At 73.5% G+C, this 25,102-nt stretch carries 23 protein-coding genes; 8 read left to right on the top strand and 15 right to left on the bottom strand.

What is annotated here, in order from left to right:
* Positions 1–102 precede the first annotated feature (102 nt).
* The 4 genes from BMY61_RS26200 to BMY61_RS26185 form a co-directional block, all read right to left on the bottom strand.
* A complete protein-coding gene (locus tag BMY61_RS26200; RefSeq protein WP_082015453.1) occupies positions 103–1,488 on the bottom strand; it encodes a vWA domain-containing protein in 1,386 nt (461 codons plus the stop codon).
* A complete protein-coding gene (locus BMY61_RS26195; RefSeq protein WP_042455423.1) occupies positions 1,485–2,783 on the bottom strand; it encodes an AAA family ATPase in 1,299 nt (432 codons plus the stop codon). The genes BMY61_RS26200 and BMY61_RS26195 overlap by 4 nt, the downstream gene beginning before the upstream one ends.
* Positions 2,784–2,935: 152 nt before the next feature.
* Positions 2,936–4,279, bottom strand: coding sequence for a hypothetical protein (locus BMY61_RS26190; RefSeq protein ID WP_042455548.1), 1,344 nt, complete (start codon positions 4,277–4,279; stop codon positions 2,936–2,938).
* 74 nt (positions 4,280–4,353) lie between these two features.
* The gene (locus BMY61_RS26185) at positions 4,354–5,253 is read right to left on the bottom strand and encodes an EamA family transporter (RefSeq protein WP_042455420.1); all 900 of its coding nucleotides are present in this window, start codon (positions 5,251–5,253) and stop codon (positions 4,354–4,356) included.
* A gap of 68 nt (positions 5,254–5,321) precedes the next feature.
* Here BMY61_RS26185 and BMY61_RS26180 point away from each other — a divergent pair, with 68 nt between their 5' ends.
* Positions 5,322–6,206, top strand: coding sequence for a LysR family transcriptional regulator (locus BMY61_RS26180; protein WP_042455418.1), 885 nt, complete (start codon positions 5,322–5,324; stop codon positions 6,204–6,206).
* Here BMY61_RS26180 and BMY61_RS26175 read toward each other — a convergent pair.
* The 3 genes from BMY61_RS26175 to BMY61_RS26165 form a co-directional block, all read right to left on the bottom strand.
* Entirely contained in the window at positions 6,161–6,856 is a 696-nt protein-coding gene (locus BMY61_RS26175; RefSeq protein WP_042455416.1) for a GNAT family N-acetyltransferase, read from the bottom strand. The two genes, BMY61_RS26180 and BMY61_RS26175, sit on opposite strands and share 46 nt — an antisense overlap.
* Before the next feature lie 61 nt (positions 6,857–6,917).
* Positions 6,918–8,000 carry a hypothetical protein gene (locus BMY61_RS26170; protein WP_042455413.1) on the bottom strand — a complete coding sequence of 361 codons (1,083 nt, stop codon included), beginning with the start codon at positions 7,998–8,000 and terminating at the stop codon, positions 6,918–6,920.
* A 154-nt stretch (positions 8,001–8,154) separates the two neighbouring features.
* Positions 8,155–8,496, bottom strand: coding sequence for a putative quinol monooxygenase (locus tag BMY61_RS26165; protein ID WP_052439222.1), 342 nt, complete (start codon positions 8,494–8,496; stop codon positions 8,155–8,157).
* A 113-nt stretch (positions 8,497–8,609) separates the two neighbouring features.
* Here BMY61_RS26165 and BMY61_RS26160 point away from each other — a divergent pair, with 113 nt between their 5' ends.
* Both BMY61_RS26160 and BMY61_RS26155 read left to right on the top strand, forming a co-directional pair.
* Complete coding sequence (locus BMY61_RS26160; RefSeq protein ID WP_042455410.1) at positions 8,610–9,578, top strand: GlxA family transcriptional regulator; 969 nt, start codon at positions 8,610–8,612, stop codon at positions 9,576–9,578.
* A gap of 92 nt (positions 9,579–9,670) precedes the next feature.
* On the top strand, positions 9,671–11,074 hold the full coding sequence (locus BMY61_RS26155; protein WP_075004074.1) for a GNAT family N-acetyltransferase: 1,404 nt from the start codon (positions 9,671–9,673) through the stop codon (positions 11,072–11,074).
* Positions 11,075–11,141: 67 nt separating this feature from the next.
* Here BMY61_RS26155 and glmS read toward each other — a convergent pair whose 3' ends face one another.
* The 3 genes from glmS to lnt form a co-directional block, all read right to left on the bottom strand.
* A complete protein-coding gene (gene glmS, locus BMY61_RS26150) occupies positions 11,142–12,968 on the bottom strand; it encodes a glutamine--fructose-6-phosphate transaminase (isomerizing) (protein ID WP_042455405.1) in 1,827 nt (608 codons plus the stop codon).
* A 44-nt stretch (positions 12,969–13,012) separates the two neighbouring features.
* On the bottom strand, positions 13,013–13,288 hold the full coding sequence (locus BMY61_RS26145) for a hypothetical protein (protein WP_042455401.1): 276 nt from the start codon (positions 13,286–13,288) through the stop codon (positions 13,013–13,015).
* 114 nt (positions 13,289–13,402) lie between these two features.
* Positions 13,403–14,995: an apolipoprotein N-acyltransferase gene (gene lnt, locus BMY61_RS26140; protein ID WP_425314708.1), complete on the bottom strand. Its 1,593-nt coding sequence runs from the start codon at positions 14,993–14,995 to the stop codon at positions 13,403–13,405.
* A gap of 122 nt (positions 14,996–15,117) precedes the next feature.
* On the opposite strand from lnt, the gene BMY61_RS26135 reads away from it, so the two are divergent.
* Both BMY61_RS26135 and BMY61_RS26130 read left to right on the top strand, forming a co-directional pair.
* Positions 15,118–15,489 (top strand): hypothetical protein, encoded by a 372-nt coding sequence (locus BMY61_RS26135; RefSeq protein ID WP_075004073.1) that lies wholly within the window; start codon positions 15,118–15,120, stop codon positions 15,487–15,489.
* A gap of 276 nt (positions 15,490–15,765) precedes the next feature.
* The gene (locus tag BMY61_RS26130; RefSeq protein WP_042455396.1) at positions 15,766–17,184 is read left to right on the top strand and encodes a pyridoxal phosphate-dependent decarboxylase family protein; all 1,419 of its coding nucleotides are present in this window, start codon (positions 15,766–15,768) and stop codon (positions 17,182–17,184) included.
* A gap of 24 nt (positions 17,185–17,208) precedes the next feature.
* Here BMY61_RS26130 and BMY61_RS26125 read toward each other — a convergent pair whose 3' ends face one another.
* Together BMY61_RS26125 and BMY61_RS26120 are read right to left on the bottom strand one after the other, a co-directional pair.
* A complete protein-coding gene (locus BMY61_RS26125; protein ID WP_042455393.1) occupies positions 17,209–18,795 on the bottom strand; it encodes a multicopper oxidase family protein in 1,587 nt (528 codons plus the stop codon).
* Positions 18,792–19,238: a hypothetical protein gene (locus BMY61_RS26120; protein ID WP_143094529.1), complete on the bottom strand. Its 447-nt coding sequence runs from the start codon at positions 19,236–19,238 to the stop codon at positions 18,792–18,794. Before BMY61_RS26120 ends, BMY61_RS26125 begins: the two co-directional genes overlap by 4 nt.
* 93 nt (positions 19,239–19,331) lie before the next feature.
* Here BMY61_RS26120 and BMY61_RS26115 point away from each other — a divergent pair, with 93 nt between their 5' ends.
* Entirely contained in the window at positions 19,332–19,787 is a 456-nt protein-coding gene (locus BMY61_RS26115) for a MarR family winged helix-turn-helix transcriptional regulator (protein ID WP_052439220.1), read from the top strand.
* 44 nt (positions 19,788–19,831) lie between these two features.
* Here BMY61_RS26115 and BMY61_RS26110 read toward each other — a convergent pair whose 3' ends face one another.
* From BMY61_RS26110 to BMY61_RS26100, 3 genes are all read right to left on the bottom strand, one after another.
* Positions 19,832–20,728 carry an SDR family oxidoreductase gene (locus BMY61_RS26110; RefSeq protein WP_042455390.1) on the bottom strand — a complete coding sequence of 299 codons (897 nt, stop codon included), beginning with the start codon at positions 20,726–20,728 and terminating at the stop codon, positions 19,832–19,834.
* A 15-nt stretch (positions 20,729–20,743) separates the two neighbouring features.
* Positions 20,744–22,243 carry a flavin-containing monooxygenase gene (locus BMY61_RS26105; protein ID WP_042455380.1) on the bottom strand — a complete coding sequence of 500 codons (1,500 nt, stop codon included), beginning with the start codon at positions 22,241–22,243 and terminating at the stop codon, positions 20,744–20,746.
* 98 nt (positions 22,244–22,341) lie between these two features.
* Positions 22,342–22,995, bottom strand: a complete 654-nt coding sequence (locus tag BMY61_RS26100) for a TetR/AcrR family transcriptional regulator (RefSeq protein WP_042455377.1) — start codon at positions 22,993–22,995, stop codon at positions 22,342–22,344.
* A gap of 79 nt (positions 22,996–23,074) precedes the next feature.
* Between BMY61_RS26100 and hpnH the strand changes: the two genes are divergently transcribed.
* Both hpnH and BMY61_RS26090 read left to right on the top strand, forming a co-directional pair.
* Positions 23,075–24,079 (top strand): adenosyl-hopene transferase HpnH, encoded by a 1,005-nt coding sequence (gene hpnH / locus BMY61_RS26095; protein WP_042455374.1) that lies wholly within the window; start codon positions 23,075–23,077, stop codon positions 24,077–24,079.
* Between the two features lie 139 nt (positions 24,080–24,218).
* A complete protein-coding gene (locus BMY61_RS26090) occupies positions 24,219–25,004 on the top strand; it encodes a hypothetical protein (protein WP_042455370.1) in 786 nt (261 codons plus the stop codon).
* The last annotated feature ends 98 nt before the right edge of the window (positions 25,005–25,102 follow it).

Below are 25,102 nucleotides of genomic sequence, written 5' to 3'. Positions count from 1 at the left end.
GGGCTTGCCTCGTGTTCCTGGGGATCCCCCACGGTTCAGGTGCCCGTTTCCGGGCCGGGCATGCCTCGCCCGGCACTCGGATCCCGTCTCGGCCCACCCGCCTCAGGAACGGATCTCGACCACCCGCGCCCAGGCGGGCGGCCGGTCCGGCCGGTACTCGGTGGACTGCTCGTCGTCGCGGGGGCGGGGAAACAGACCCACGACCGTGCGGCACGGCGGCCGGCTCTCCGGCCAGGGGGTCTGCCCGTCGGTGAGCGCGACGACGACGTCCGGTCGGGGCTGGGAACGCAGGGCGCGGGCGAAGCCGGCACGCAGGTCCGTGCCGCCACCGCCGAGCAGTGGGATGTCCTCGGCCCGGCAGAGCGGGGCGCTGATCTGCGCCGCCGCGTCGCAGGGCACGACGGTGACCAGGTCGCGCCGCCCGCCGACGGCCCGGCAGATGGCCGCGACCTCGCGCAGCGCACTGCCGAGCTCGATGTCGCTGACCGAACCGGAGGTGTCGATGACGACGCTGACGCGCGGCGGGGTGCGACGCAGGCTGGGCAGCACGATCCCGGGCAGGCTGGTCGCACGGCGGGCCGGACGGCCGTAGCGGTAGTCGCCGCCCGCGCCGCCGGAGGTGACTGCGGAGCGCACTGCGGCGCCGAGCAACTCGCGCCAGTGCTGCGGTGGTTGGAATGCGTCCTCGGCCCAGCGGCGCCAACCTGCGGGCGCGGTTCCGGGTCGGCCGTTGATCGCCTGCGCAACCTTGAACCGGACGGCGTCGCGCTCCTGGTCGGTCAGTCCGTGCGCGCCGTCCGGGCCGAGGTCCCAGGGCCGCTCGACGCCGTCGGCGCCGCTGCCGCAGTCCAGCCAGGCCATCGCTTCCGGGGCGAGGCGCAGGTGGCACAGGTAGTCCTCCATCAGCCACCCCTCGGGCAACTTCGCCATCTGCGGCCGGACCGCGAGCTCGCCGCGCACGAGGCCGTCCCCGTAGATGTCGTCGTTGATCTCGAAGTCGGCGGCGATGTTCATCCGCAGTCGCTCGGACGGGCCGACCAGGCCGTTCACGCGGGCATACCGGTCGCTGCGGCCGTGGTGATCGCGCAGCAGGTGGGACACCTCGTGCACCCACACCCCCGCGAGCTCCTCGACGGGCGTGCGGGCGACGAAAGCGGGTGAGACGTAGCAGCGCCAGTGGCGGTCGACGGCCATGGTCGGGGTGCGTCGCGACTCCACCGGGTGCAGCGCGAAGAGGGCCGTGGCGAGGTAGGGGCGGGCGCGGACGGCCTGCAGGCGCGCGGCGTAGAGCTTGTCGCGGTCGAGGGGGAGCGCGGCCTCGGCGGCCGTCGCCGCCTGCCATGACCGCGGCGTCAGGTCGGGCTTGCGTGCCGTCAGCGGACGGATCGGCGGCCGGGGCCTCGCGGGCAGCGACGGCTGTGCGACCGGCACACTCGACGTCGCGGGCGGGCCCGGCGTCGGGGTCGGGGTCGGGGTCGGGGCCCTCATCGGGGAAGCCGGGCCGGGGCCGGGTGCAGCAATGGCGTGCTCGGGCGGGCGCCGCGCTCGCGGGCCTCGGCGCGTGCCGACGCCTGGTCCGCCTGCTGCGAGAGCGAGACCGCGCCCGCCAGCTCCTCGATCGACGGCGGCACGTCCCATCCCTCCTGGCGCAGCGAGGCGAGCGTCATCGCGGGGACCACGACCAGGTCCGGTGCCCCGGTCTCGACCGCGCGGACCAGCAGCGTCCACGCGGCGTCCCAGCGCGCGCGTTCCGGGCGGGCCCGCACCGCCGCGACGACCCCGTCGAGGACCGCCTGGCGCAGGTCGCCGCGGTCGGGCAGGACGGCGGTGGCCGGGGCGGCGAGCAGGGACTCCGGGTCGGGCAGGTCCATCCGGTCCAGGCTCGCCAGCAGTTCGAGGCCGGGGCCGTCCCCGACGGTGCCGCGGACCAGCAGCGACAGCACGTCACGGGAAGAGCCTGCGGCGGTGGCGAAGGCGACCAGCCGCAGCGTCATCTCCCAGCTGCGCGGCGAGGGCCAGGCGCCGCCGCGCCGCGTCTCGTTGTCCGGCAGCCGGTGCACCAGGGCAGGCCGGACGGCGAGCAGACCGCAGACGCCGCGGCGCGCGAAGTCGACGGCGTCGGCAAGCCTGGCCGGGTCCAGGCGCGGCAGGACGGCGCGCGGCCAGGTCCCGCCCAGGCCGCGGACCACGACCTCGTGCTCGTGGATCCACTGGAGGTGGACGAAGCGGTTGGCCAGCGGCGGGCTGAGCTCCCAGCCGTCGGCGGCCGAGGCACGCGGGTTTGCTGCGGCCACGATCCTGACGCCGGGCGGCAGTTGCAGGGCGCCGATGCGCCGTTCCAGCACCAGGCGGAGCAGGGCGGCCTGGACGGCGGGCGGCGCGGTGGAGAGCTCGTCGAGGAAGAGCAGCCCCTTGCCGGCCCGGACCAGCCGCACGGCCCAGTCCGGCGGCGCCAGCGGCACGCCCTGCCGGGCGGGGTCGTCGCCGACGACGGGCAGCCCGGAGAAGTCGGACGGCTCGTGGACGCTGGCGATGACGGTGGTCAACGGCAGGTCGAGGGCCTCGGCGAGCTGGTTGAGCGCGGCGGTCTTGCCGATGCCGGGCTCGCCCCACAGCAGCACGGGGAGGTCCGCCGCGACCGCGAGGGTCAGCGCCTCCAGCTGCTGGTCGGCGCGGGGTTCGGTGTCGGAGGCGCGGAGCAGGGCCAGCAGCTCGCCGGCGACGTCGAGTTGGGGACGGTCGGTGAGTTCGGGCGGCTCGGTGAGCAGGGTGGCGGAAGTCATGAGGCATCACCTGTGTGGTCGAGGAGAGAGCGGTGGGAGCGGAGAGAGCGGTGGGAGCGGAGAGAGCGGTGGGAGCGGAGAGAGCGGTGGGAGCGGAGAGAGCGGTGGGAGCGGAGAGAGCGGTGGGAGCGGTGAAGGAGCGTCAGAAAGGGTCAGCGGGCGCTTCCGGCACCGGGCCGGGAACTCCGCCGGTGCGCGGACCGGCCGACCCCGGCGGCCGGATGCGGCTTGGTGACGGGAGACAGTCCGGCCCGGTAGAGGCCGTGATCGATCCGCCGCAGCGCGAGTGAGCGCAGCTCGTCGCGGAGCGGGCCGGCGGGCAGCTCGGCGTCCGGGCCGAGGAGCGCCTCGATGACGGTCCGGGCGCCGGCGAGGTCGCCGTGGTCCAGCCGTCCGCGCACCTCGTCCAGTTGCTGCGGACTGCGATAGGCCCGGTCCACGGCCCGCAGACAGGGCAGCGGCGTGCCGCTGAGCGCGGCGAGCAGTTGCTCGCGACGCAGTTGCCCGGGGTCGTGGTCGAGCGGCGCCAGGGTGCCGTCGACCAGGCCGATCCGGTGCTGTTCGCCACGGCAGTCGACGAGCAGGACGCGCGCGGAGGGGCGCGCCGTCTCCTCCGGCGCCGGTCCCTCGCCCGGCACGTGCCCGGGGACGAGCGCGACCGCGACGAGCGGGTGCAGCGCGTCGGGCTCGACGAGCCCGGCCCGCAGCATCTCGACATCCGGTGGAAGAAACGTCGCCGCGTCGGGGAGCAGCAGGAGTTCAGGACTCCCGTCGGCCTCCGAGGGGACGACGGCACCGCACTCGTCGATGTCCAGGACCAGGGTGTGTCGCCCGTCGAGCCGCACCCCGACGCGGCCCGACGGGCGGCCCTCGGCCCGCAGCAGCAGGCCGGCCTCGGCCGCCCACCGGTCGACCGCCCAACTTCCGTGATCCGATGGCCCGGTGAGGTCGGCCGCGCCGCACCGCACGGGCAGTTCCGGACTGCGTCGGGCGTCCCACAGGTGCCGGTGCAGGTCGAGCCGGAAACGTCGGCTCGGGTGGGGGTGCGGGTGCCGGTCCGCGGTCACCGAGGGGCGGGCCGGATCCCACAGCGCGAGGCCGATCCGCTGGCCCGCGTCCGCCCAAGCGGGTGGGGTCCTGGCCACCAGGTGCAGCGCAGGGGCCCCGTCGGCGCGCCCGTAGCGGGCGAGGGTGAGGGTGAGCCCGGGACGCAGCAGGCCGTCAGGTGCGATCCGTGGCAGGTGCCAGCGCAGCAGGTCCGGGGCCAGGTGACGGAGGTCGGCCCGCAGGGCGGTGGCGAGCTCACGGCCGTGTCGGGCGGCAACGGCCCGCAGGTCGAGATCGACGGTGACGCGGGCGGCGGCGCAGGCACCGGCCCAGTCGCCGACGGCCCGACGGGCGGTCGCGGCGTCGATCATGGGCTGCGGCACGGCGAACTCGCGCACGCGCCGCCACATCTGGAGACGAGGATCCCCGTCCGCGGTTCGGGCGGCCATCAGCACGCACCGCTTGCGGACAGGACCCCCGTTTCGCTTCGAGGAGTCGTCATCGCGGGGAGCGTAATCCCGCCTCAGTTCCCGGCGCCAGCGGTTTTCGCGGCCGTCTGCCGCGCGCTGACGGTGTTGGCGGCCACGATCGCGCCGATCGCCGCCCAGTCGACGACCGGCAGCCGCTGCCCCAGCACGACCCAGCCGACCAGCGCGGCGCTCACCGGGTGGACGCTCATGAAGACGCCGAAGAACCGGGTCGGCACGCGGCGCAACGCGAGCATGTCGGCCAGGAACGGCACCGCCGAGGAGAGCAGCCCGGCCGCCGCCGCGCAGGCCAGCGCCCGTGCGGTCAGCGCATGGTGGGCGAAGACGAAGGCACCGACGGGCAGGTAGAGCAGCGCGGAGAGCGCGGCCGCCGCACCCGAGCCCTCGGCGCCCGGCAGGCGCGCGCCGATCACGCGGTTGAGCAGGATGTACGCGGCCCAGCAGGCCGCCGCGCACAGCCCGAGCGCGAGCCCAACGTCGTCGGTCGTGGGCCTCGGACGGAGCAGCGCCAGCACCGCGGCGCCGGCCACCAGCGCGCAGAGCAGATCGACCCTGCGGCGCGAGGCGGCCAGCGCGACGGTGAGCGGCCCGAGGAACTCCAGCGTCACCGCCAGCCCGAGGCCGATCCGGCTGATGGCGGTGTAGAGCGTCAGGTTCATCGTCGCGAACACCAGCGCCAGGCAGAGCACCGGCCACCACTGCCGCCAGGTGAACCGGTGCGGTCGTGGGCGTCCGACGGCGACGAGCACGACGGCGGCCACCCACTGCCGGACTGCGACCACGCCCGCCGGGCCGATCGCCGGGAAGGCCAGGGCGCCGGTCGCCGCGCCGAGTTGGTTGGACAGGGCGCTGCCGAGCATCATCGCGATCCCGGCGCGGCGGCCGGTGGAACGCGCCTCACTCGTGGCAGCCGGGGAGGAGACGGAGGTCGTCATGACAGCAGGGTGCGCCCCGAGCTCGGATACGCAAAATGCATGGGACGAGTCAGCTATACGCTGGACGCATGGATGTGGAACTGCGGCAGCTGCGCGCGCTGGTGGCGATCGTCGACGCGGGCAGCTTCACCGACGCCGCGCTGGAGCTCGGCGTCTCGCAGGCGGCCGTCTCGCGGACCCTGGCCGCCCTGGAGGGCGTCCTCGGCACCCGGCTGCTGCACCGCACCAGCCGCCACGTCGCCGCGACGGCCTCCGGCACCCTGGTACTGGCCCGGGCCCGGCACCTGCTGGCCGAGGCGGACGAACTGGTCCGCGAGGTGACCACCGGCCACACCCGACTGCGGATCGGCCATGCCTGGTCCGCGATGGGCCACCACACCGCGGCCTTCCAGCGCGGGTGGGCGGCCGCGCACCCGGAGGTGGAGCTGCAGTTCATCCGCACCAACACCTCGACCGGCGGGCTGGCCGAGGGGGTGTGCGACCTGGCGATCGTGCGCGGCGCCTTCGACGACGCGCGCTTCGCCGGCACCGTGGTCGGGCTGGAGCGGCGGGTGGTGGCCGTCGCGGCGGACGACCCGTGGGCGCGGCGCCGGTCCGTCCACCTGGACGAGACGCGGGCGCGGACGGTCGTCGTCGACCGCCGCACCGGCACCACCACCCCCGAGCTCTGGCCGACGGAGGGCCGTCCGGCCATGGAGTACACGCAGGACATCGACGACTGGCTCGCGGCGATCACCACGGGTCGCTGCATCGGCATCACCCCGGAGAGCACGGCCACCCAGTACCGGCGCGAGGGCATCTCGTTCCGCCCGCTGCGCGGCGCGGCCCCCGTGCCGGTCCACGTGGCCTGGCCCCGCCGCGACCCGCACCCGGCGACGACCGCCGCCGTCGCCCTGATCGCCGAGCTCTACGCCACGGGCGCCCCGGTGCGGTGGAGGGGCGCCGTGCGGTAGAGGCTGGCGAAGGCCGTGTGGGCGCGCCATCCGAGGGATTCGTAGAGCGCGCGGCCCTGCGTCGTGGCGCCAAGGACGGCGCGCGTGGCGCCGGCGGCCAGGGCCTGCTGCTGGAGAGTGCGCATGACGACGGAGCCGAGGCCGCGCCGCTGGTGCGCGGGAGCCGTGAGGATCTGGTCGGCCACCGCCACCTCGCCCGCCAGGCCCATCTGCCCACGCGCGGCGAGCGCTCCGTCGGGGGCCGCGACCAGGACCCGGACGACGTCGCCCCGCGTCCAGGTGCGCAGGCCGTAGCCGGGCGGGAGCACACCGGACGCCACGTCCTCGAGCTCGACGGACATCAGGAACGCCGCCTCGTCCGACGCCCAGCCGGGCCCCAACCACGCACAGACCTGCGCCTCCGGCGCCTCGCACGGCTCGGGCAGGAAGACCTTGAGCCACCACCCCTCCCCCTGCGCCTGTGCGGCCGCCTCGCGCACCCGCGCCTCGTCCGCGTCGACGACCACGTGCCGCGCCACCTGGGTCGGCTGCCCCACGTCGACGGTCCAGCCCCACGGGCGCGTCACGGGTTCGGCCGCGCCCCGGGAGACCACCCAGCCGGAGACCCAGTCCGCCACGATCGGCGCGTGTGTAAGTGATGAACTAGCCATGGAGCTATTACAGCAGTGGCCTGTGACAACCGCCAGGCACGACACCGCCACAGCACCCGCCCTACGTCGACGCGAGGCCCACCTGCACGCGGATGTGGCCACGACGCCGCGGGAACATCCGGGGCAGCAGAGCGTGGCCCAGCCGCTCGGCGTCGGGCAACAGCAGGCGGTAACTGCTGAACGCCAGGCCCGCGGCGCCGGCCAGTTCGGCGACCTCGCGCGCGTCGAAGCCGAGGCCCGACATGGTCAGCAGGACCCGGTCCTCGGAGTCCAGCAGGAGCACCCAGGCCTCCTGGACCGGGACCGGGTCGCCGGCCACCTGCTCCAGCACCCAGACCAGTTCCACCGGCTCGCCCGCCAGGCCACGCGCCCCGCGCAGCGCCGGCGAGGCCACCCGACGGCCGCCGATGTCGGTGACCACGAGCACGGAACCGTCCCAGCAGATGGACGCGTTGACGATCCAGCGTTCCTCGGCGAAGGACAGCATCTGCATCGCCATCCGACGGGCGATCCCGTGATCCGGCACGACCGCACAGGGCGCTCCGGGGGCTTCCGGGCGCGGGGTGTGCCGCTGCGGCACCACGCGCCCGGCATGGCCCAGCTCAGGATCGAACACCAGTTGACTGCTGCGCGCCGAACGGGCGTTGAGATCCTGGAGCTGCTCGACCAGGCCGCCGATGCGGATGTCGCGTTGCAGCGTCGTCGGGGCCAGGCGCCACAGCGCCAGCTCCGCCAGGACCGGCACGGGCGCAGCCACGGCCAGCCAGAGGGCGGCCTCGTAGGAGTCACGGGCGAACGTCTCGTGCGAGCCGGCCGCGAGGGCGAGCGCCGACGCCGCACCGACGCCGGGCACGGAGGCGAAGCGCAGGGCGATCCGCCTGCTTCGCCGCCGCAGGCGCAGTGCGTCGGGCAGGCCCTCCTCCGGGGCACGCCACCAGCGCAGCGCGACGGCGGCGGCGAAGAACGGCAGGGCGTACGGCGCGAAACCCCAGTGCGGGTGCATGGCGCTCCCGGTGGTCGCGAGGGCCAGCAGCACGCAGCCGATCGTCCCGAGCAGCAGCGGCACCTTCCGTACGGCGTCGCCGATCAGGCGCCACCTGCGGTACCGGATCCGGGACACGAGGCCCCGCCACACGACTGCCATGCGAAACCCCCGCCCGCCGCAGGAGCCTGAGCGGCCGACCGGCCACCCTGGCCCCTGGGAGCCGCCACTTGAGTCATGGGCAGGATCCCGCCACGTCCGGCACGTCCGCAACCGTCCGTCACGAACCGTTTGCCAAGTCGTTGTTGATCGTGCGTCAGAGAACGGTGACGGACTCTCCCGTGGGGAGCTTCGCCCCCAGCACGTCCACCGGCAGCACCTCGACGGGTGCGGCCAGCAGGCGCGGACCCTCGGCGCGCAGGAGGTCGCGGATGCGCCCGTGCAGGTGGGCCTGGCGGGCGTCCTCGTCGGGGAAGGCGTCGAAGACACCAAACGTGGTGGGGCCGAGGCGCAGCGGGAACCAGACCGTGGTGCCCTCCTCCGCGCGCGCCAGGTCGAGCGCGGCACCGCCCAGCAGCCGGCCGAACTCCTCGGCGTGCTCGGGCCTGGCCTCGAATCTCACCAGGTAGCCGAGGTGGACGGTGTCGGGGCTGCTCATGGGCGCGACTCCTGCCGTGTCGAAGGAAGAGGGGTTGGCTTTCCGCCCACGCTACGAGCGCGGCACTCCCCCGCCGTAGTGGCGGTTCCGGCAAATCCCTTACCGTTTCCGACATGAGGGTCTCGGTGCTGGTGATCGACGACGTCTTCGACTCGGGCCTGGCCGCGGTGCTCGACGTGCTGCGCACCGCCGACGCGCTGCGCGGGGAGCTGCCCACGCCGCCACCCGCCTGGGAGGTGCGCTGCGTCGCGCCAGGCAGTCGGGGGCAGGCGCGCACGGCCGCCGGCCACACCGTCGACGCCGCACCCGCGGCGACGGCGGGGCCGACGGATCTCCTGGTCGTGCCCGGTGTCTGGCATCCGCGCGCGGACCGGCTGACGCGGTGGGTGGCGTCCGACGCCGCCGAGCCCGCCCGGGAGGCCGTGCTCCGGGCCCGCTCGCAGGGTGCCGCGCTGGCCGCCGCGTGCGCCGGGACGTTCGTCCTCGCCGAGACCGGGGTCCTCGACGGCCTGCCGGCGACGACGAGTTGGTGGCTCGCGCCCGCCTTCCGGCGGCGCTACCCCCGGGTCGCGCTGGACGAGTCGCGGATGGTCGTCCCCACCCCGCAGGTGACCACGGCCGGCGCGGCACTCGCGCACCTTGATCTCGCCCTCGCCCTGGTCCGGTCGGTCAGTCCGGCGCTCGCCGAGCTCACGGCCCGTTACCTCGTCGTCGACTCCCGCCCCAGCCAAGCGAGTTACGCCATCCCCGGCCATCTCGCCCGCACCGAACCGCTGGTCGACGCGTTCGAGCGCCGGCTGCGCGGCCGCCTCGACCAGCCGCTGCGCATCGCTGAGACCGCCCGCGCGCTCGGTGTCAGCGAGCGCACCCTGCAGCGCACGGTCCGCGCCTGCTCGGGGCTGACGCCCGTCGGCTTCGCGCAGCGGATCCGGCTGGAACAGGCGGTGCACCTGCTCCGCACCACCGACCTGCCCCTGGACACGGTCGCCCGCCGCGTCGGCTACGAGAACGGCACGACCCTGACGACGCTGCTGCGCAGGCGCCTGGGCACGACGCCCGGCCGGCTGCGCGACCGTCCATGATGGAAATCGGACATTCCACTTCAAATCCAAGCTTTACTTCGCGGTCATGATCGGTTCGTGATCACGAAACACTGCTTCGGCAACATGACGGCATGAAGCGCTCTCATTCTTCCCAGTCCCACCCGTCCACCCGACACCGCTGGCGCCGCGACACGGTCGAACTGTCCGCCGTCTTCGCCGCCGTGGCCGTCGCCGACCTGGTCGCGAACGTCGTGGTGCACGGCCACGACGGACCGGTGCTGCTGCTCGTCTCCGCGCTCGCACTGGTCGCCACAGCGGTGTGGCACAGCTGGTGGACCCACCGGCATACCCACGCGCCGCCAGGGACGATCACCTCGGCCTCCCACGCGGCGTCCCACGCGGCCTCCGATGTCTCCGGCGCCGGCGACGTGGAGGCCCGTCCGGCCGCGCCCACCGCGGCGACGCCGCCGGAGGAGGTCGCGCTCTGGCGGGTCCGGGTCACCGTCGCCGATGCGCCCGGCAGCCTGGCCGCGCTGTGCCGGGGCCTGGCCGACATCCCCGTCAACATCGTCTCGATGCAGGCCCACCCGCTCGCCGAGGAGACGGTCGACGAGTTCGTCGTCCGCGCGTCCCCGGCCCTGCCCCCGCAGGAGCTGAGCCGTGCGCTGGTGGCCGCCGGCGGCACCGAGGTGTGGTTGGAGCGCGCCGACGCGCACGACCTGGTCGACATCCCGACCCGGGTGCTCACCATGGCCACCCGCACCGCCCACGACGCGGCGGAACTCCCTCTGGCCCTGCGGCAGTTGTTCGGCCGCTGCCGGATCCGCTCGGTGGGCGGTGAGCGGATCGACGAGGACGAGCTGAACGGCGCGGTCATGCGCCTGCGCGACCCGGCCGGCGGCGTCATCGAGCTGACGCGCGTTCAGCCGCCGTTCACTCCCACGGAGTTCGCCCGCGCCCGCGCGCTCGTCGAACTCGACGCCCAGCTCGGCCCGCGCGTCCCCGAGGACCGCGCCACGCTGCGCCTGAGCGGCGAGCGCACCGCGCACACGATGCGCGAGATCGCCGTCCGCCGCGCGGAGCCCGCGGACCGCGTCGCGGCTGCCGCGATGCACGAACGCTGCAGCTCGCGCACCCTCCGCCAGCGCTACCACGGCCCCGTCGGCGACGCCGACCGCTACCTCGGCCACCTGCTCGACCCCCGCCACGGCCAGACGCTGGCGGTGGAGTCCGAGGACGGCGCGATCGTGGCCCTCGCCCACCTGCTCTGGGACGAGGACGCAGCCGAGATCGCCGTCCTCGTCGAGGACGCCTGGCAGCGCCACGGCATCGGCGGCGCGCTGGTGCAGCGCCTGACCGAACTGGCCCGCAGCGCGGGCGTGGCCGAGGTCTACGCGGTGACGACAGCGGCGAACACAGGCATGATCTCCACCCTCCGCCGCTTGGGCGTCCCGCTGGACTACCAGGTCGAGGAGGGGACGTTGGTCATCACTGCCCACCTGTCGCCGGTCCCGGTGGAGGCCGCAGCACGCTGAGGTTGCACAGCCAAGGGGCGCGGGGGCGCAGTTCCGCGCACCCCCGCGCCCCTTGGGGTGGTTGCACCTACTCCACGGTGACCGACTTGGCGAGGTTGCGGGGCTTGTCCACGTCGCGCTCCAGGGCCACCGCGGCGTGGTAGGCGAGGAGTTGCAGCGGGATGCCCAGCAGGATCGGGTCCAGTTCCGGCTCGTTCTTGGGAACGAGGATGCAGTCCTCCGCGTACTTGGGGTCCGGCGCCGTGTGGCCGACCATCAGGACGCGGCCGTGGCGGGCGCGGATCTCGCCCAGCGTGGTGAGGTTCTTCTCGACCAGCTCGTCGTCGGGGACGACGGCGACCGTCGGGAGCTCGGGGCCGATCAGGGCCAGCGGGCCGTGCTTGAGCTCGCTCGCGGGGTAGGCCTCCGCGTGGACGTAGGAGACCTCCTTCAGCTTCTGCGCACCCTCGCGCGCCACCGGCCAGCCGCGCACGCGGCCGACGAACATCATCCCGGCGTTCTGCGCGTACTCCGCCGCCAGCTTCGCGATCGACCCCTCCTGGGCGAGGATCTCCCGGATCTGGCCGGGCAGCGCCTTGAGGCCCGCGCAGATGCGGCGGCCGTCCGCCGGGGAGAGGTCGTGGACCCGACCGAAGTGCAGCGCGATCAGCGCGAACGCCACGGCCGTCGAGGTGAACGCCTTCGTCGAGGCGACCGAGATCTCGGGGCCGGCGTGCAGGTAGACGCCGCCGTCGCACTCGCGGGCGATCGCGCTGCCGACGGTGTTGACGACGCCCAGCACCCGGCCGCCCTTGCGCTTGATCTCCTGGACCGCCGCGAGGGTGTCGTAGGTCTCGCCCGACTGGCTGACCGCGATGTAGAGGGTGTCCGCCTCGATGACGGGGTTGCGGTAGCGGAACTCCGAGGCGGGCTCGGCGTGGGCGGGGATCCGGGCCAGCTCCTCGATCAGCTGGGCGCCGAGCTCGCCGCTGTAGTACGCGGAGCCGCAGCCGAGGATCTTGACCCGGCGGAAGGCCCGCGCCTCGCGCGCGTCCAGGTTGAGGCCGCCCAGGTGCGCGGTGGCGAAGCGCTCGTCGACGCGGCCGGAGAGGGTGCGCTCGACGGCGGCCGGCTGCTCGGAGATCTCCTTGATCAGGAAGTGCGCGTGCCCGGCGGTGTCGTAGGAGGCCTCCTCCCAGTCCACCGTCGAGGGCTGCTTCGCGGTGACCCGCGCGTCCTGGGTGAACGTCGAGAAGCCGTCCGCCCGGACGGTGGCCAGCTCACCGTCGTCCAGGTGGACGACCTGGCGGGTGTAGCGGACCAGCGCGGACACGTCGGAGGCGGCGAACATCTCCTTCTCGCCGATCCCGAGCACGATCGGGCTGCCGTTGCGGGCGACGACGATGCGGTCGGGGCGCTCGGCGTCGAGGACGGCGATGCCGTAGGTGCCGACGACGCGGGCCAGCGCGGCGCGGACGGCGTCCTCCAGCTCGGCGGCGTCCTTGGCGTGGGCGGCGATCAGGTGGGCCAGGACCTCGGTGTCGGTCTCGGAGACGAAGACCACACCCTCGCTCTCCAGCTTGGCCCGCAGCTCCTCGGCGTTCTCGATGATGCCGTTGTGCACGACGGCGAAGCGCTGCGCGGTGTCCAGGTGCGGGTGGGAGTTGGCGTCGCTGGGCTCGCCGTGGGTGGCCCAGCGGGTGTGGCCGATGCCGGCCGTCCCCTTGAAGCGGGCGGGCACCGCGGCGGCGAGGTCGGCGACCCGGCCCTTCTTCTTGACCAGCTTCAGGCCGCCGGTCTTGCCGGTGACGGCGACGCCCGCCGAGTCGTATCCGCGGTACTCCAGTCGGGCGAGGCCCTCCAGCAGGATGGGGGCCGCGTCCTTGCCGCCGATGTAGGCCACGATTCCGCACATACGTACCGACTCCTCTTCCTCTGGCTTGCTCGCCCGTGTTGGGGTCACCCGTAGACCAGGCGGCGCAGCTGACGCGCGGACAGCTCGGGGGCTGCCACGCGGCGCTGCCGCAGTTCCTGGCCGACGCGGGTGAAGATCTGGTCGTTGGTCAGCCCGCGCGCCTGCAGCTCGCCGTGGCGGCGGCGCACGTACTCCTCGGTGCTCTCACCGAAGTAGGCGAGCACGTCCGCGACGACGCGGGCGGCCTCACCCGGCCGGAGCGCGGTGGTGCGGAGCAGGTGCTGCAGCAGGTCGTCGTGGGGGTGGCTGGCCTGGGACACGAGGCACGACCTTACGCACGACTCGAAGGGTTCACCAAGAATCCTGCCCGATTTCGGGCAGGATCTCGCGCTGACTGCCGCCGTTCGGGGCTGCTGGGCCCGGGGCCCGGCCGGTCAGGAACGGGGCCGGCCGCGGCGGACGGTGACCGCCCAGGCCGCGCCGCTGAGCAGCAGCACCAACGCGGAGCCCGCCGGGACCCAGTTGCCCCAGCGGTCGTAGAGCGTGCTCCCGGTGACGAGCGGCACCGTGTAGGTGGTCGCCGCCGAGGCGTCCTTGCCCAGGCTCTGGCCGACCTGGCGGCCGGAGGCGTCGTAGGCGACGCTGACGCCGGTCAACGTCGCCTGGACGACCGGGCGGCCGGTCTCCGCGGCGCGCAGCGCGGCAAGCGAGGCGTGCTGCTCGGGCGCCCAGGTGTCCTGGAAGGTCGGGGTCGCCGACTGGACCAGGATCACCTGCGCGCCGTCCCGCGCGAGGGCCCGGCTCATGTCGGGGAAGGCGGATTCGAAGCAGATCAGCGGCCCGACGCGGAGGCTCCCGCCGTCCCGCGTGGGCACGGTCATCACCACCGGGCCGCTGCCGCGCCGCCGGTCGACGGCGGCGGCCTTGGAGAGGTCCGCGACCCAGCCGAGCACCGGCCGCAGCGGTATGTACTCGCCGAACGGCACCAGCCGGATCTTGTCGTAGCGCTGCCCGGTCAGGCCCTGCGGGCCGACCAGCACCGAGCTCTTGTAGATGCCGCCCTTGCCCGGCCGGATCGCGTCCACGTTGACCAGCAGGTCCGTGCCGGTCGCGGCGGAGAGGCGGGCCAGACGGGCGGCCAGGTCGGGGCGGGCGTCGAGGTCGAAGGAGACGCTGCTCTCCCCCCACAGCACGAGGTCGGGGTGGCCCGCGGCGAGGGTCGCGGTGAGCTGCTCGCCCTTGACCGTCCGGTCCGAGACGGCGTCGTTGGCGACGCCGATACCCGGCTGGACGACGCCGATGGCGGCGGTCCGGCCGGTGGCGTGCGGCACGGGGGCCCAGACGGAGGCGGCCACCGTCCCGGCGGCGAGGCCGAGGAGGGTCAGCCACGCGACGGCCGAGCGGCCCCAGACCACGAGCAGCACCACGATCGCGGTGTTGACGGCGACGATGAGCAGGCTGTCGAGCCAGACCCCACCGACCGAGGCGAGCCGCAGTGCGAAGTGCTGCTGGTACTGGCTGGCGCCGAGCAGCCCCCACGGCCCGCCGAGGTACTGCCAGGAGCGGACGGTCTCGGTCAGCAGCCAGCCCGTCGGCACCAGCACGACGGCCGCGAGCGCGCGTCCGGCGTCCGGGGTGCCGTGCAGCAGGCGCTGCACGAGCCACCCCCACGGCGCCCACAGCACACCGAGGAACGCCGCCAGCACGACGATCGCCGGGCCGAGCGAGGGGATCAGCCAGCTCATCACCCCGATCAGGAAGCCGATGCCGCCCCACCACCCGAGCCACGCCGCGCGGCGCGGCGTCGGCGCGGCGCGCAGCACAAGCAGCAGGGGCACCAGGCACACGTACGCGAACCACCACCACCCCGGCGTGGGAAAGATCAGCACCGGCAGCCCACCACAGAGCGCCGCGAGCATCGGCCGGGCCGCCTTGCGGGCGAGGCGGTGCAGCCGGCCGCGGTGGGCGGGTGGCCCTCCCGTGTCCCGCTGCTCGCCCATCGGCTGCCTCCCAGCGACGACGCTCACGGTTCCCCTCTCCCACAGCCGACGGGTCGGACCACTCCAGTCTCCCTTGCGATCACGCGTTGAGCACGTTGTTTGCACGGGGTGACCGGTGCGATGCACCCTGGATCGGACGGGAGGGTGACATGGCATCAGACAGTGCGCAACCCCGCAGGGGCCGTACGGGTTCCGTCCACGGCCGACGCCGGCGACGCAGCACCGCGATCGGCGCGGTCCTCGTCGCCACGGCTCCGCTGTGGCTGTTCATCGGCTACCCCCTGGAACGCACGTGGGGCCGCGCGGGTGGCCGGAGCGGCGGCCTCGGTTTCGAGGTGACGCGCCACCCACTGGCGATCGCGCTGAGCGCGCCGATGCGCTTCGTCTCCGACCGCGTCCGCGGCCGCGGCGCCCGCCCGGGCCCGGACACCGGCCCCGACCCGTCCGGCGACCGCGAGCCCCGCCGGCCGAAGCGCACCCCGCCGGGCGACTCCGTCGCACTGAGCGAGCCCCGCACCTGAGCGTGCAGACACCTCAGGGGCGCGGGGAACTGCGCGACAAGCCACCGCCGAGCCGGTGGTCCTCGACGCACGGGGCCATCCGCAGGCCGGTGGTCCTCGACGCACGAGGCCATCCGCAGCCGGTGGTTTCTCGCGCAGTTCCCCGCGCCCCTGGACAGTGCACCCGCGTCCGGGAGCGCAGGTAACCGCTCGCGCCCGCGCGGCGGAGCCCCGCGGGCCGGGACCGGGCGTGGTCCCCGCCTGCCCGAGCTGATCCCGCATGCCTAGAGTGTCCGCATGACCAGCGACTTCCGGGGGGCCGCACACGGTGTGGCCGACATGCTCGCCGACTACCTCGACGGGCTGCCCGACGGCACCGTCTGGGCGCCGATGCCCTCCGACGCGCGCACCGGGCTGCTCACGCGGCCGCTGCCGGAGGAGGGCGCCGACCTCGGGGACCTCGTCGCGGCCATCGGGGCGGAGCTGCTCCCCTACCCCATGGGCAACGGTCACCCGCGCTTCTTCGGCTGGGTGAACGCCGCCCCCGCACCCGCGGGCATCCTCGGCGCGTTCGCCGCCGCGGCGATGAATCCCAGCTCGGCCGGGGGCGACCACGCCGACGTGCACCTGGAGCGCACGGTGGTCAGGTGGCTCGCGGAGCTCGTCGGGTTTCCGCACCCGCCCGGGGGTGGGCTGCTGACCTCGGGCGGGTCGATGGCGACGATCGTCGCGCTCGCCGCCGCCCGGAACCGGGCGGCCGCCGGGCTCGGGGTGAACGTCCGTGAGGACGGCCTCGCGGCGCTGCCGCCGCTCGTCGGCTACGTCAGCACCGAGACGCACTCCTGTGTGCGCAAGGCCGCCGAACTGCTCGGCCTGGGGAGTCGGCATCTGGTGACCGTCCCGGGTGACGGCGCCGGACGGCTGGACCCGCTCGCCCTGCGGGAGCGGATCCGCGCGGACCGGGCGGCCGGGCTGGTGCCGTTCCTGGTGGCCGGCTCGGCGGGGACGGTGAACGCGGGCGTCGTGGACGACCTGGGCGCGCTCTCGGACGTCTGCGCGGAGGAGAAGCTCTGGCTGCACGTCGACGGCGCCTACGGCGCTTTCGGACGGCTGGACCCGGAGGCGGCGCCACGCTACGCGGGCCTGGAGCGGGCGGACTCGCTCGCGCTCGACCCGCACAAGTGGCTGGGTGTCCCGGTGGACTGCGGCTGCCTGCTGGTCCGCGACGCCGAGCAGCTGCGCGGGACGTTCAGCCTGGTGCCGCCCTACCTGCGCGACGACGCGGCGGGCGGCCTGGGCTGGTTCTCCGAGTACGGCATCGAGCAGACCCGACCGTTCCGCTCGTTGAAGGTCTGGGCGACGCTGGCCGCGGCGGGGCGCGCGGGTGTGGTGCGGGACGTCTCCCGCTGCTGCGGGCTCGCCCGGGAGCTGGGGCGGATGGTCGCGCAGGCGGCGGACCTGGAGCTGCTCTCCCCCGTCGAGACCTCGATCGTCGCGTTCCGCTGGGCTCCGGCCGACGCGGACGAGGAGACCCGGCACCGGGTCAACGCGGCGCTCGGCGTCGCGGTCCAGGAGCGGGGCCGCGCGTTCGTCACCGGCACCGTCCTCGGCGGCCGTGAGGCGGTGCGGGCGTGCCTGCTCAACGCGACCACGACCGAGGACGACCTGCGGGTCCTGCTCGACGAGGTGCGGGCCGCCGCAGCCGGACTGCGCTGAGTCCGGCCGCGGCGGCGCACGGCGTCACTGCGTGGTGAACTCCGCCATCATCGCCATGTCCTCGTGCTCGAGGTTGTGGCAGTGCAGCAGGAACCGTCCCGCGTAGTCGGAGAAGCGGACCGCGACCTCGACGCCCTGCGCGGGCAGCACGTCGACGGTGTCCTTCCAGCCGGCGTCGTACTCACCGGGATCGGCGGCGTTCCTGCTGATCACCTGGAACGGGTCCAGGTGCAGGTGGACGGGGTGGTGGAAGTCGGTGACGAACCGCCAGACCTCGATCTGCCCGAGCTTCGGCGAGGCGAGCGAGTGACCGGGCCGGTACTCCTCCCCATTGATCGTCCAGTTCTCCTTCGACTTGTTGAAGACGAAGGTCCGGGTGGCGACGGCCTTGGCCGGGTCCAGCTTCTCGACCTCGGCCAGCGTGCCGCCGGGGACGCGCGAGTCGTCGCTCACCTGTGCGCTGCCGATGTCGAAACGCATGACCTCGGCCGTGCTGCCGCTGCCGAGCCGGTTGACCAGCCGGACGCTGCTCCCGGCCGGGTAGCGGGAGAAGTCGACGACCACGTCGAAGCGCTCGGCGGGAGCCAGCTCGATGCCGTCGTGCGCGACGGGGCGGGCCAGCAGGCCACCGTCGGAGCCGATCTGCAGCAGGCCTCCGCCACCGGGCGGCTGCGGGTCGAGCTCCAGGCGGTAGCGGCGCGCGTTGGAGGCGTTGAGGATCCGCAGCCGGTAGCGGGCGCGGTCGACCGGAGCGAAGGGCCACGGGGCGCCGTTGACCAGGATGACGTCCCCCAGCACGCCGTTCATGTAGGGGGTGGTGACGCCGGGCTTCATCTCGCTCGGGTCCAGCGCCGGGTAGGCGAACGAGCCGTCGGCGGCGAAGGCGCGGTCGGCGAGCATCAGCGGCAGCTCGCGGGCGCCCTGCGGCAGGCCGAGCGAGGCCTCCTCGTCGTCGCGGACCAGGTGGAAGCCGGCCAGACCCCGGTAGACCTGCGGGCCGGTGAAGCCCATGGTGTGGTCGTGGTACCAGAGGGTCGCGGCCCGCTGGTTCATCGGGTAGTCGTAGACGCGCTCCGGCTTGACGTTCGCCGCGGAGCCCATGCCCGCCATTCCGGCCATGCCGGAGCCGCCGGGCCCGCCGCTGCCGCCGCCCAGGGGCGCGATCAGGTCCATCGGGTAGCCGTCGCTGTCGTGCGGGGTGTGGCCGCCGTGCAGGTGCACCACGGTCGGGTGCGGCAGCTCGTTGCGGTGGGTGACCACCGTACGGCGGCCCGAGCGCGACTCGATGGTGGGCCCGGGAAAGAGCGCCTGGTAGCCCCAGACCTCGGTGTCGTGGCCGGGCACGATCCGGGCCAGGCCCGGGCGGGCGGTGATCTCGTAGTAGTCCGTGGTGCCGTCGGTGCGGACCGGCTGCAGGACGGACGGGATCGGCAGCTGCGCGGCGTAGCGCCTCGGCAGCGGCACCTGACTGGCGAGCAGCAGCCCCGGCTGGCCGCCGGGGATCAGGGCACCCAGCGCGGGCAGGCCCACCGCGACCGCACCGGCCCCGAGAACGCCCGCGGCGCCCACACCGAGGAACCTGCGTCGACTCCAAGCGTCCCGGCCGCTCATGCCTGCGCCTCGGCGGTGGCCTCGACGAGGGTCCCGGCGGTGACCTCGGCGCTCGCGGCGTCCGGCTTGGAGCGGAAGACCTCGGCGACGAACTTCTCGGCCATCACGAAGATGCCGACCCCGAGCGGGATGTGCAGGATCAGCACCCGCTCGAAGCCCAGACTGATCTGCGCGACGCAGAGGACGAGCAGCACGAAGTAGCGCAGGGCGAACGAGCTGGGACCGCCGCCGACCCGCCACACCAGCAGCGCGGCGACGACGGAGAGCAGCACGGCCGTGGCGAGGATCATCGCAGCCATCATGTGGGCGTCCAGCAGCGGATAGATCCCCTGCAGAAAGCCGCCGGCCAGGACGGGCTGCGCCAGCGCGAGCAGGGCGACGAGCGCGGCGGTGACCCGCAGCGTGACCAACGGCCAACGCGGGCGTGCAGGTTGGAGCGACATGGCGTTTCCCCCAGAGACGATCTTTCATGTCCGGGGAGATAGTCTCATATGAGATTGTTTCACGCACGCCCATTGGCGGTTAGACTGGGACCGATGGACGAGCACCCCGCCGCGCAGCACGAGTCCCTGGGACTGGCACTACGCCACGCCCACCTCCGGGCCGCCCGCCTCTTCGCGGAGGAGCTGCGGCCGCTGGACCTGGAGAACCACCACGCCGGGATCCTGCTGCACATCGGCGTGCTCGGGCTGCAGACGCAGCGCCAACTCGTCGACAGCATGGGCGTGGACAAGTCGGCCATGGTCCGCACACTGGACATCCTGGAGGCCCGCGGGCTGGTGCGCCGCGAGGCCCACCCGACCGACCGCCGGGCCCACGCCGTCGTGCTGACCGACGCGGGCCGCGCGTGCGTCGAGCGGGTCGCGGCGGCGGCGGCCCGGGCGGACGAGCGCATGACCGCCTGCTTCACCGCCGAGGAGCGGGGGTTGTTCCACTCCATGGTCGCGCGCTTCACCTGCGCACCGGACGACGAACAGGGCGAGGCCCCGTGAGGCCGTAGGCCTCACGGGGCGCAACGTCCCTCACACAACGTCCCTCAGTGGATGTGCGTTTCACGGTCCGCCGCGTCCGCGGCGCCGCCGCGGCCGACGAGGCCGCGGGGGTTCTCGGCGAACTCCGCGAGGCGGCTGCCCATCGCGCGCAGGCGCATGGGGCCGACGGCCCCCATGATCATCGGGACCAGGTACCGCTGCGGCTGCATGCCCCGCAGCCACGCCTGGGCGTAGACGTGCGCGCTGCGGCGCGCGATCCCGTCGGCGATCCGGTCCACCGCCGGACCCAGCGGATAGGTCCGGTTCAGCGGCCAGGGCAACGCCGCGCGCATGTCGCGCATGACCGGATCCTCGTCCGCGCCGCGGACCATGTCTGTGTCGGTCCAACTCAGGTACCCGACGCCGACCTTGACGCCCTTGAGGGCCAGCTCGGGACGGATGGAGTGAGCGAGGGCCTCGACGCCGCTCTTGCTCGCGCAGTACGCGCTCATCAGCGGCGCGGGGGTGATCGCCGCCAGTGAGGCGATCTGCAGGAAGTAGCCGCGGGAGAGGGCGAGCGAGGGCAGGAACGCCCACGCCGTGTTCGCACTGCCGACGAGGTTGACCTCGATGACGCGGGTCCACACCTCGGGGTCGGAGTCGACGAACGGCGCGCCCGTCGCGATGCCCGCGTTGGCGACCACCACGTCGATGCGGCCGTACCGCTCGACGATCTCCGACGCGACGCCGCGCAGCGCGTCGCGGTCGGTGACGTTGGCCTCCCACCAGCCGGCCTCGGGGCCGCACTCCTGGGCGACCTCCTTCAACTCCTCCCGCTCCAGCCCGACCAGGGCCACCTTCGCGCCGCGCGCGGCCAGCACCCGGGCCAGCTGCGCCCCGACGCCGCGCGCCGCGCCCGTGATCACCGCGACCTGCCCGGCCATGCTCTGCTTGCTCGACATGTCGATCTATCTCCCTCAGGCGTTGACGGGCTGGGCGACGGACGCGTGGATCAGGTCGTACTCGTGCAGGTCCACGGTGCGCGTCTCGCGGCGGAAGTGCGCGGTGGTGCCGGGCCACAGCGTGGTGTTGTTGCCCTTGGCGTCCAGGTACCAGCTGCGGCAGCCGCCGGTGCTCCAGACGGTCCTCGCCATCCGGCGCTGCACCTCGTCGTTCCAGCGCAGCTGCGCCGAGGCGGTCACGTCCAGCGCGACCGCGCCGCTGGCGTCGAGCTTGCGCAGGTAGTCGGCCAGGTAGTTGAGCTGCGACTCGATCATCAGCACCATCGAGCTGTTCCCGAGGCCGGTGTTCGGCCCGATGACCAGCAGCAGGTTCGGGAAGCCGCGCACGGTCGTGCCGCGCAGGCCGGCCATGCCCTCCACCCACTCCTCGGCCAGCGTCCGCCCGCCCGCGCCCACGATGTGGTCCGCGACCGGCAGATCGGTGACATGGAAGCCGGTGGAGAAGACGATCGCGTCGACCTCGTGCTCGGTGCCGTCGGAGGCCACCAGCGTGCTGCCCTTGACCTCCCTCAGACCGGCCGCGACCACGTCGACGTTCGGCTGGGCGAGCGCCGGATAGTAGGTGTTGGACAGCAGCACGCGCTTGCAGCCGAAGCGGTAGTCGGGCGTCAGCTTGGCCCGCAGCACCGGGTCCTTGACGCCCCGCTTCAGGTTGGCCAGCGCCAGCGCCTCCGCGGCGCGCAGCAGGCCCGGGCGCTTCACGAACGCGCCGACCTGGTACTCGCGCACCAGCCACAGCGCGCCGCGCAGCGCCTTCTGGGTGGCGGGGACGTGGCGGTAGAGGAAGCGCTCGGCCGCGGTGACGTTGCGGTCCATGCGGCTCATCACCCACGGCGGGGTGCGCTGGAAGAGCGTCAGCCGGCCCACCTTCGGCTGGATGGCGGGCACGATCTGGATCGCCGAGGCACCGGTGCCGATGACGGCGACTCGCTTGCCGGCCAGGTCGTAGTCGTGGTTCCACTGCGCGGAGTGGAAGATCTCGCCGGGGAAGTCGGCAATGCCGGGAACGTCGGGGATCGACGGGTCCGACAGCGGGCCGGTCGCGGCGACCAGCACCTGGGCGCTGTAGTGGCCCTGCTCGGTGTCGATCTCCCAGCGGGCCGTCCCCTCGTCCCAGCGCGCGCCGGTGACCATGTGGCGGAAGCGCAGGTGGCCGCGGAGGTCGAAGCGGTCGGCGACGCGCTCCAGGTAGGCGCGGATCTCCGGCTGGCCGGAGAAGGTGCGCGGCCAGTCCGGGTTGGGCGCGAAGGAGAACGAGTACAGGTGGGAGGGAACGTCGCAGGCGCAACCGGGATAGCTGTTGTCGCGCCAGGTGCCGCCGACGCTGTCGCCGCGCTCCAGGACGACGAAGTCCGTTTCACCCTCCTGGCGGAGCCGCACGGCGGCACCGAGGCCGCCGAAGCCCGAGCCGATGATGGCCACCTTGACGTGCTGGACCGTGGCGCTGCTCCCCATGCCGCTTCCTCTCCTCCCACAACTGTGCCAGTAATCAGTGGCGCAATCGAGAGAGTAGGGGACGCGTCCCGGCTCGGGAAGGCTTCGAACGGTGGAAGTTACGCGCCAGTACGCGACGGGTCCTGCCGCGACAGGCCGGTCAGCAGGCGCTCCAGCACCTCACCCGCCTCCTTGCGCGCCGTCTCGTGGTCCTCGGCGCGGGCGATGTAGAGGCTCGCCTCGGAGATCAGCGCGGCGAGCATACGGGTGAGCGGAGCGACCGGCATCGGCGAGATGCTGCCCTCGTCGATCGCCCGGGTCAGCTCCTCCGCGAGCAGCACGTAGCCGTGCTGCTCCACCAGTGCGTCCCAGGCGCTGTGGCCGAGCACGGCCGGGCCCTCGACCAGCACGATCCGCTGGAAGTCCGGGTCGTTGCAGGCGTCCAGGAAGGACTGGAAGCCGTGCCGCAGCAGCGTCCAGGCGTCACCCGTCTCGCTCTCGGCGCGGGCGGTCTCCTGCTCGACCAGTCGCTCGGCCATGTCCTGGGCGCACTCGCCCATGACCGCCCGGAACAGGTCGGCCTTGTCCTTGAAGTGGTGGTACAGCGCACCCCTGGTGACCTGCGCCGCCGCGACGATGTCCTCCGTCCCGGTCGCGGCGTACCCGCGCTCGGCGAAGAGGGTGCGCGCGGCGCGCACGAGCGCGCGCCGGGTGTCGGCGGTGTGTTCCGCGCGCCGGCTGCGCAACGAACGCGTCGATCGGGGTGCTGTCATACCTGCATCCTGTTCCATACAGACTGTATGTTAGAAGAGGGCCACGGACCCGTCGCCCGGGGGAACGGAGAGAGAGATCATGGGACTCCCACTCAATCTGACCGTCAAGATGGGCACATACCTCCTCAAGCAGAAGGTTCTCCGCCGCGAGAAGTTCCCACTCATCGTCGAGGTCGAACCGCTCTTCGCCTGCAACCTCGCCTGTGCGGGGTGCGGCAAGATCCAGCACCCGGCGAGCGTGCTCAAGCAGCGCATGCCGGTCGAGCAGGCGGTCGCGGCGGTGGAGGAGTCCGGGGCGCCCATGGTGTCCCTGGCCGGCGGTGAGCCGCTCATGCACCCGCAGATCGACGAGATCACCCGCCAGCTGCTCAAGCGCGGCAAGTTCGTCGTGCTCTGCACCAACGCCGTGCTGCTGCCCAAGCACCTCCACAAGTTCAAGCCGCACCGGAACTTCGCCTGGATGGTCCACATCGACGGGCTGCGCGAGCGGCACGACGAGTCGGTGAGCAAGGACGGCGTCTTCGACGAGGCCGTCGCCGCCATCAAGCAGGCCAAGGCGGCGGGCTTCCAGGTCTACACGAACTCGACGTTCTTCAACAACGACAGCCCTCAGGACATCATCGAGGTGCTGGACTACCTGAACGACGAGCTCAAGGTCGACCGGATGCAGATCTCGCCCGGGTACGCCTACGAGAAGGCCCCGGACCAGGACCGCTTCCTCGGTGTCGAGCAGACCCGGCAGCTGTTCAAGAAGGCCTTCGGCGACGGCCGCCGCAAGAAGTGGCGCCTCAACCACTCCGCCCTCTACCTCGACTTCCTCGAGGGCAAGAAGGACTTCGAGTGCACCCCGTGGGCGATCCCGTCCTACTCGCTCAAGGGCTGGCAGAAGCCGTGCTACCTGATGGCGGACGGCTACGTGGCGACCTACCAGGAGCTGCTGGACACCACCGACTGGGAGAACTACGGCCGCGGCAAGGACGCCCGCTGCGACAACTGCATGGCGCACTGCGGCTACGAGCCGACGGCTGTGCTCGCGACCATGTCCTCGCTGCGCGAGAGCCTGCGCGCCGTGACGGCGGGCTGAGTCCCGCTACCCGTAAGTAACCGCCGGGCCGCTGTGACCTCTCAGGTCACGGCGGCCCGTCCTTTTCGTCCCTGGCGTGGCGCGCCGACGCGTCACTAGCATGCCCCCCAACGAGCGAGCCACGGATGTGGGGGCGTGCATGACCGCGAACGGCAACGCCAAGGACGAGCTGGACACGTTCCACGTGCTCACCGCCCTGCTGCTGACACCTGGGCAGTTTCCGAGCGTCCTCGGCGACGACTACCCCGAGGCCTGCGCGGCCCTCGGGCTGGAGCCCTGGTCGGACGGCTACGGCCTGCTCTTCGGCCAGGACTCCACCGGCGCGCGCTGGACGGTCGTCTCCGACGACGCCGCACTCATCGGCTGCGCCATCGCCGCCTGGGACTGCGGCATGCCCTACGAGCTCTCCGCGCCCGACCGCACGGTCGTCGACACCGTCGCCGGCTGGCCGCTCAGCCTCACCGTCGCCACCCCCGGGCTCCCCGAGCCGCACGACCCGCGCTCCGCGCCCGGCGGGATGCTGCTGACCGCGCCCGACCCCAAGGCCTGGGGCCCCGCGCAGCGCCGCATGGCCGCGGACGACGTGGCCAAGCAGTGGCTCGCCTGGCGCGACCAGGTCGGTCTGCACGCCTCCTTCGACGGCACCGGCGCCAAGCCCCCCGCCCACATCCAGCGCGTCCTCGACGAGGCCATGGGCTACACCAGCGACCCGCCGCCGGCCGGCCGGGTCCGCTCCGCTCCGGCCCCCGACGGCGCCCGTATCGTCCGCGCCGACGGCCCGGGCTGGTCGCTGGCGGCCAACACCGACGACATCGCCCTGCTGCTGCTGGACGAGAAGCCCCACGAGGTCCTGCCGCTGGGCCGCGGCCCGTCCCTGCCGGGCCTGCTGCGGGCCCTTGACGAGATGGCCCGCGCCTCGGCGTAAGTTGCCACCCCAAGGGCGCGAGGAACTGCTCAGGGCCATCCGCACAGAGTGGTTGCTCGCGCCCACGCAGGGGGCACCTCCCGACTGAACCGCACATC

The organism is Streptacidiphilus jiangxiensis, assembly GCF_900109465.1.
Taxonomy (GTDB): Bacteria; Actinomycetota; Actinomycetes; order Streptomycetales; family Streptomycetaceae; genus Streptacidiphilus; species Streptacidiphilus jiangxiensis.
This window is presented reverse-complemented; position numbering and strand designations above follow the sequence as displayed.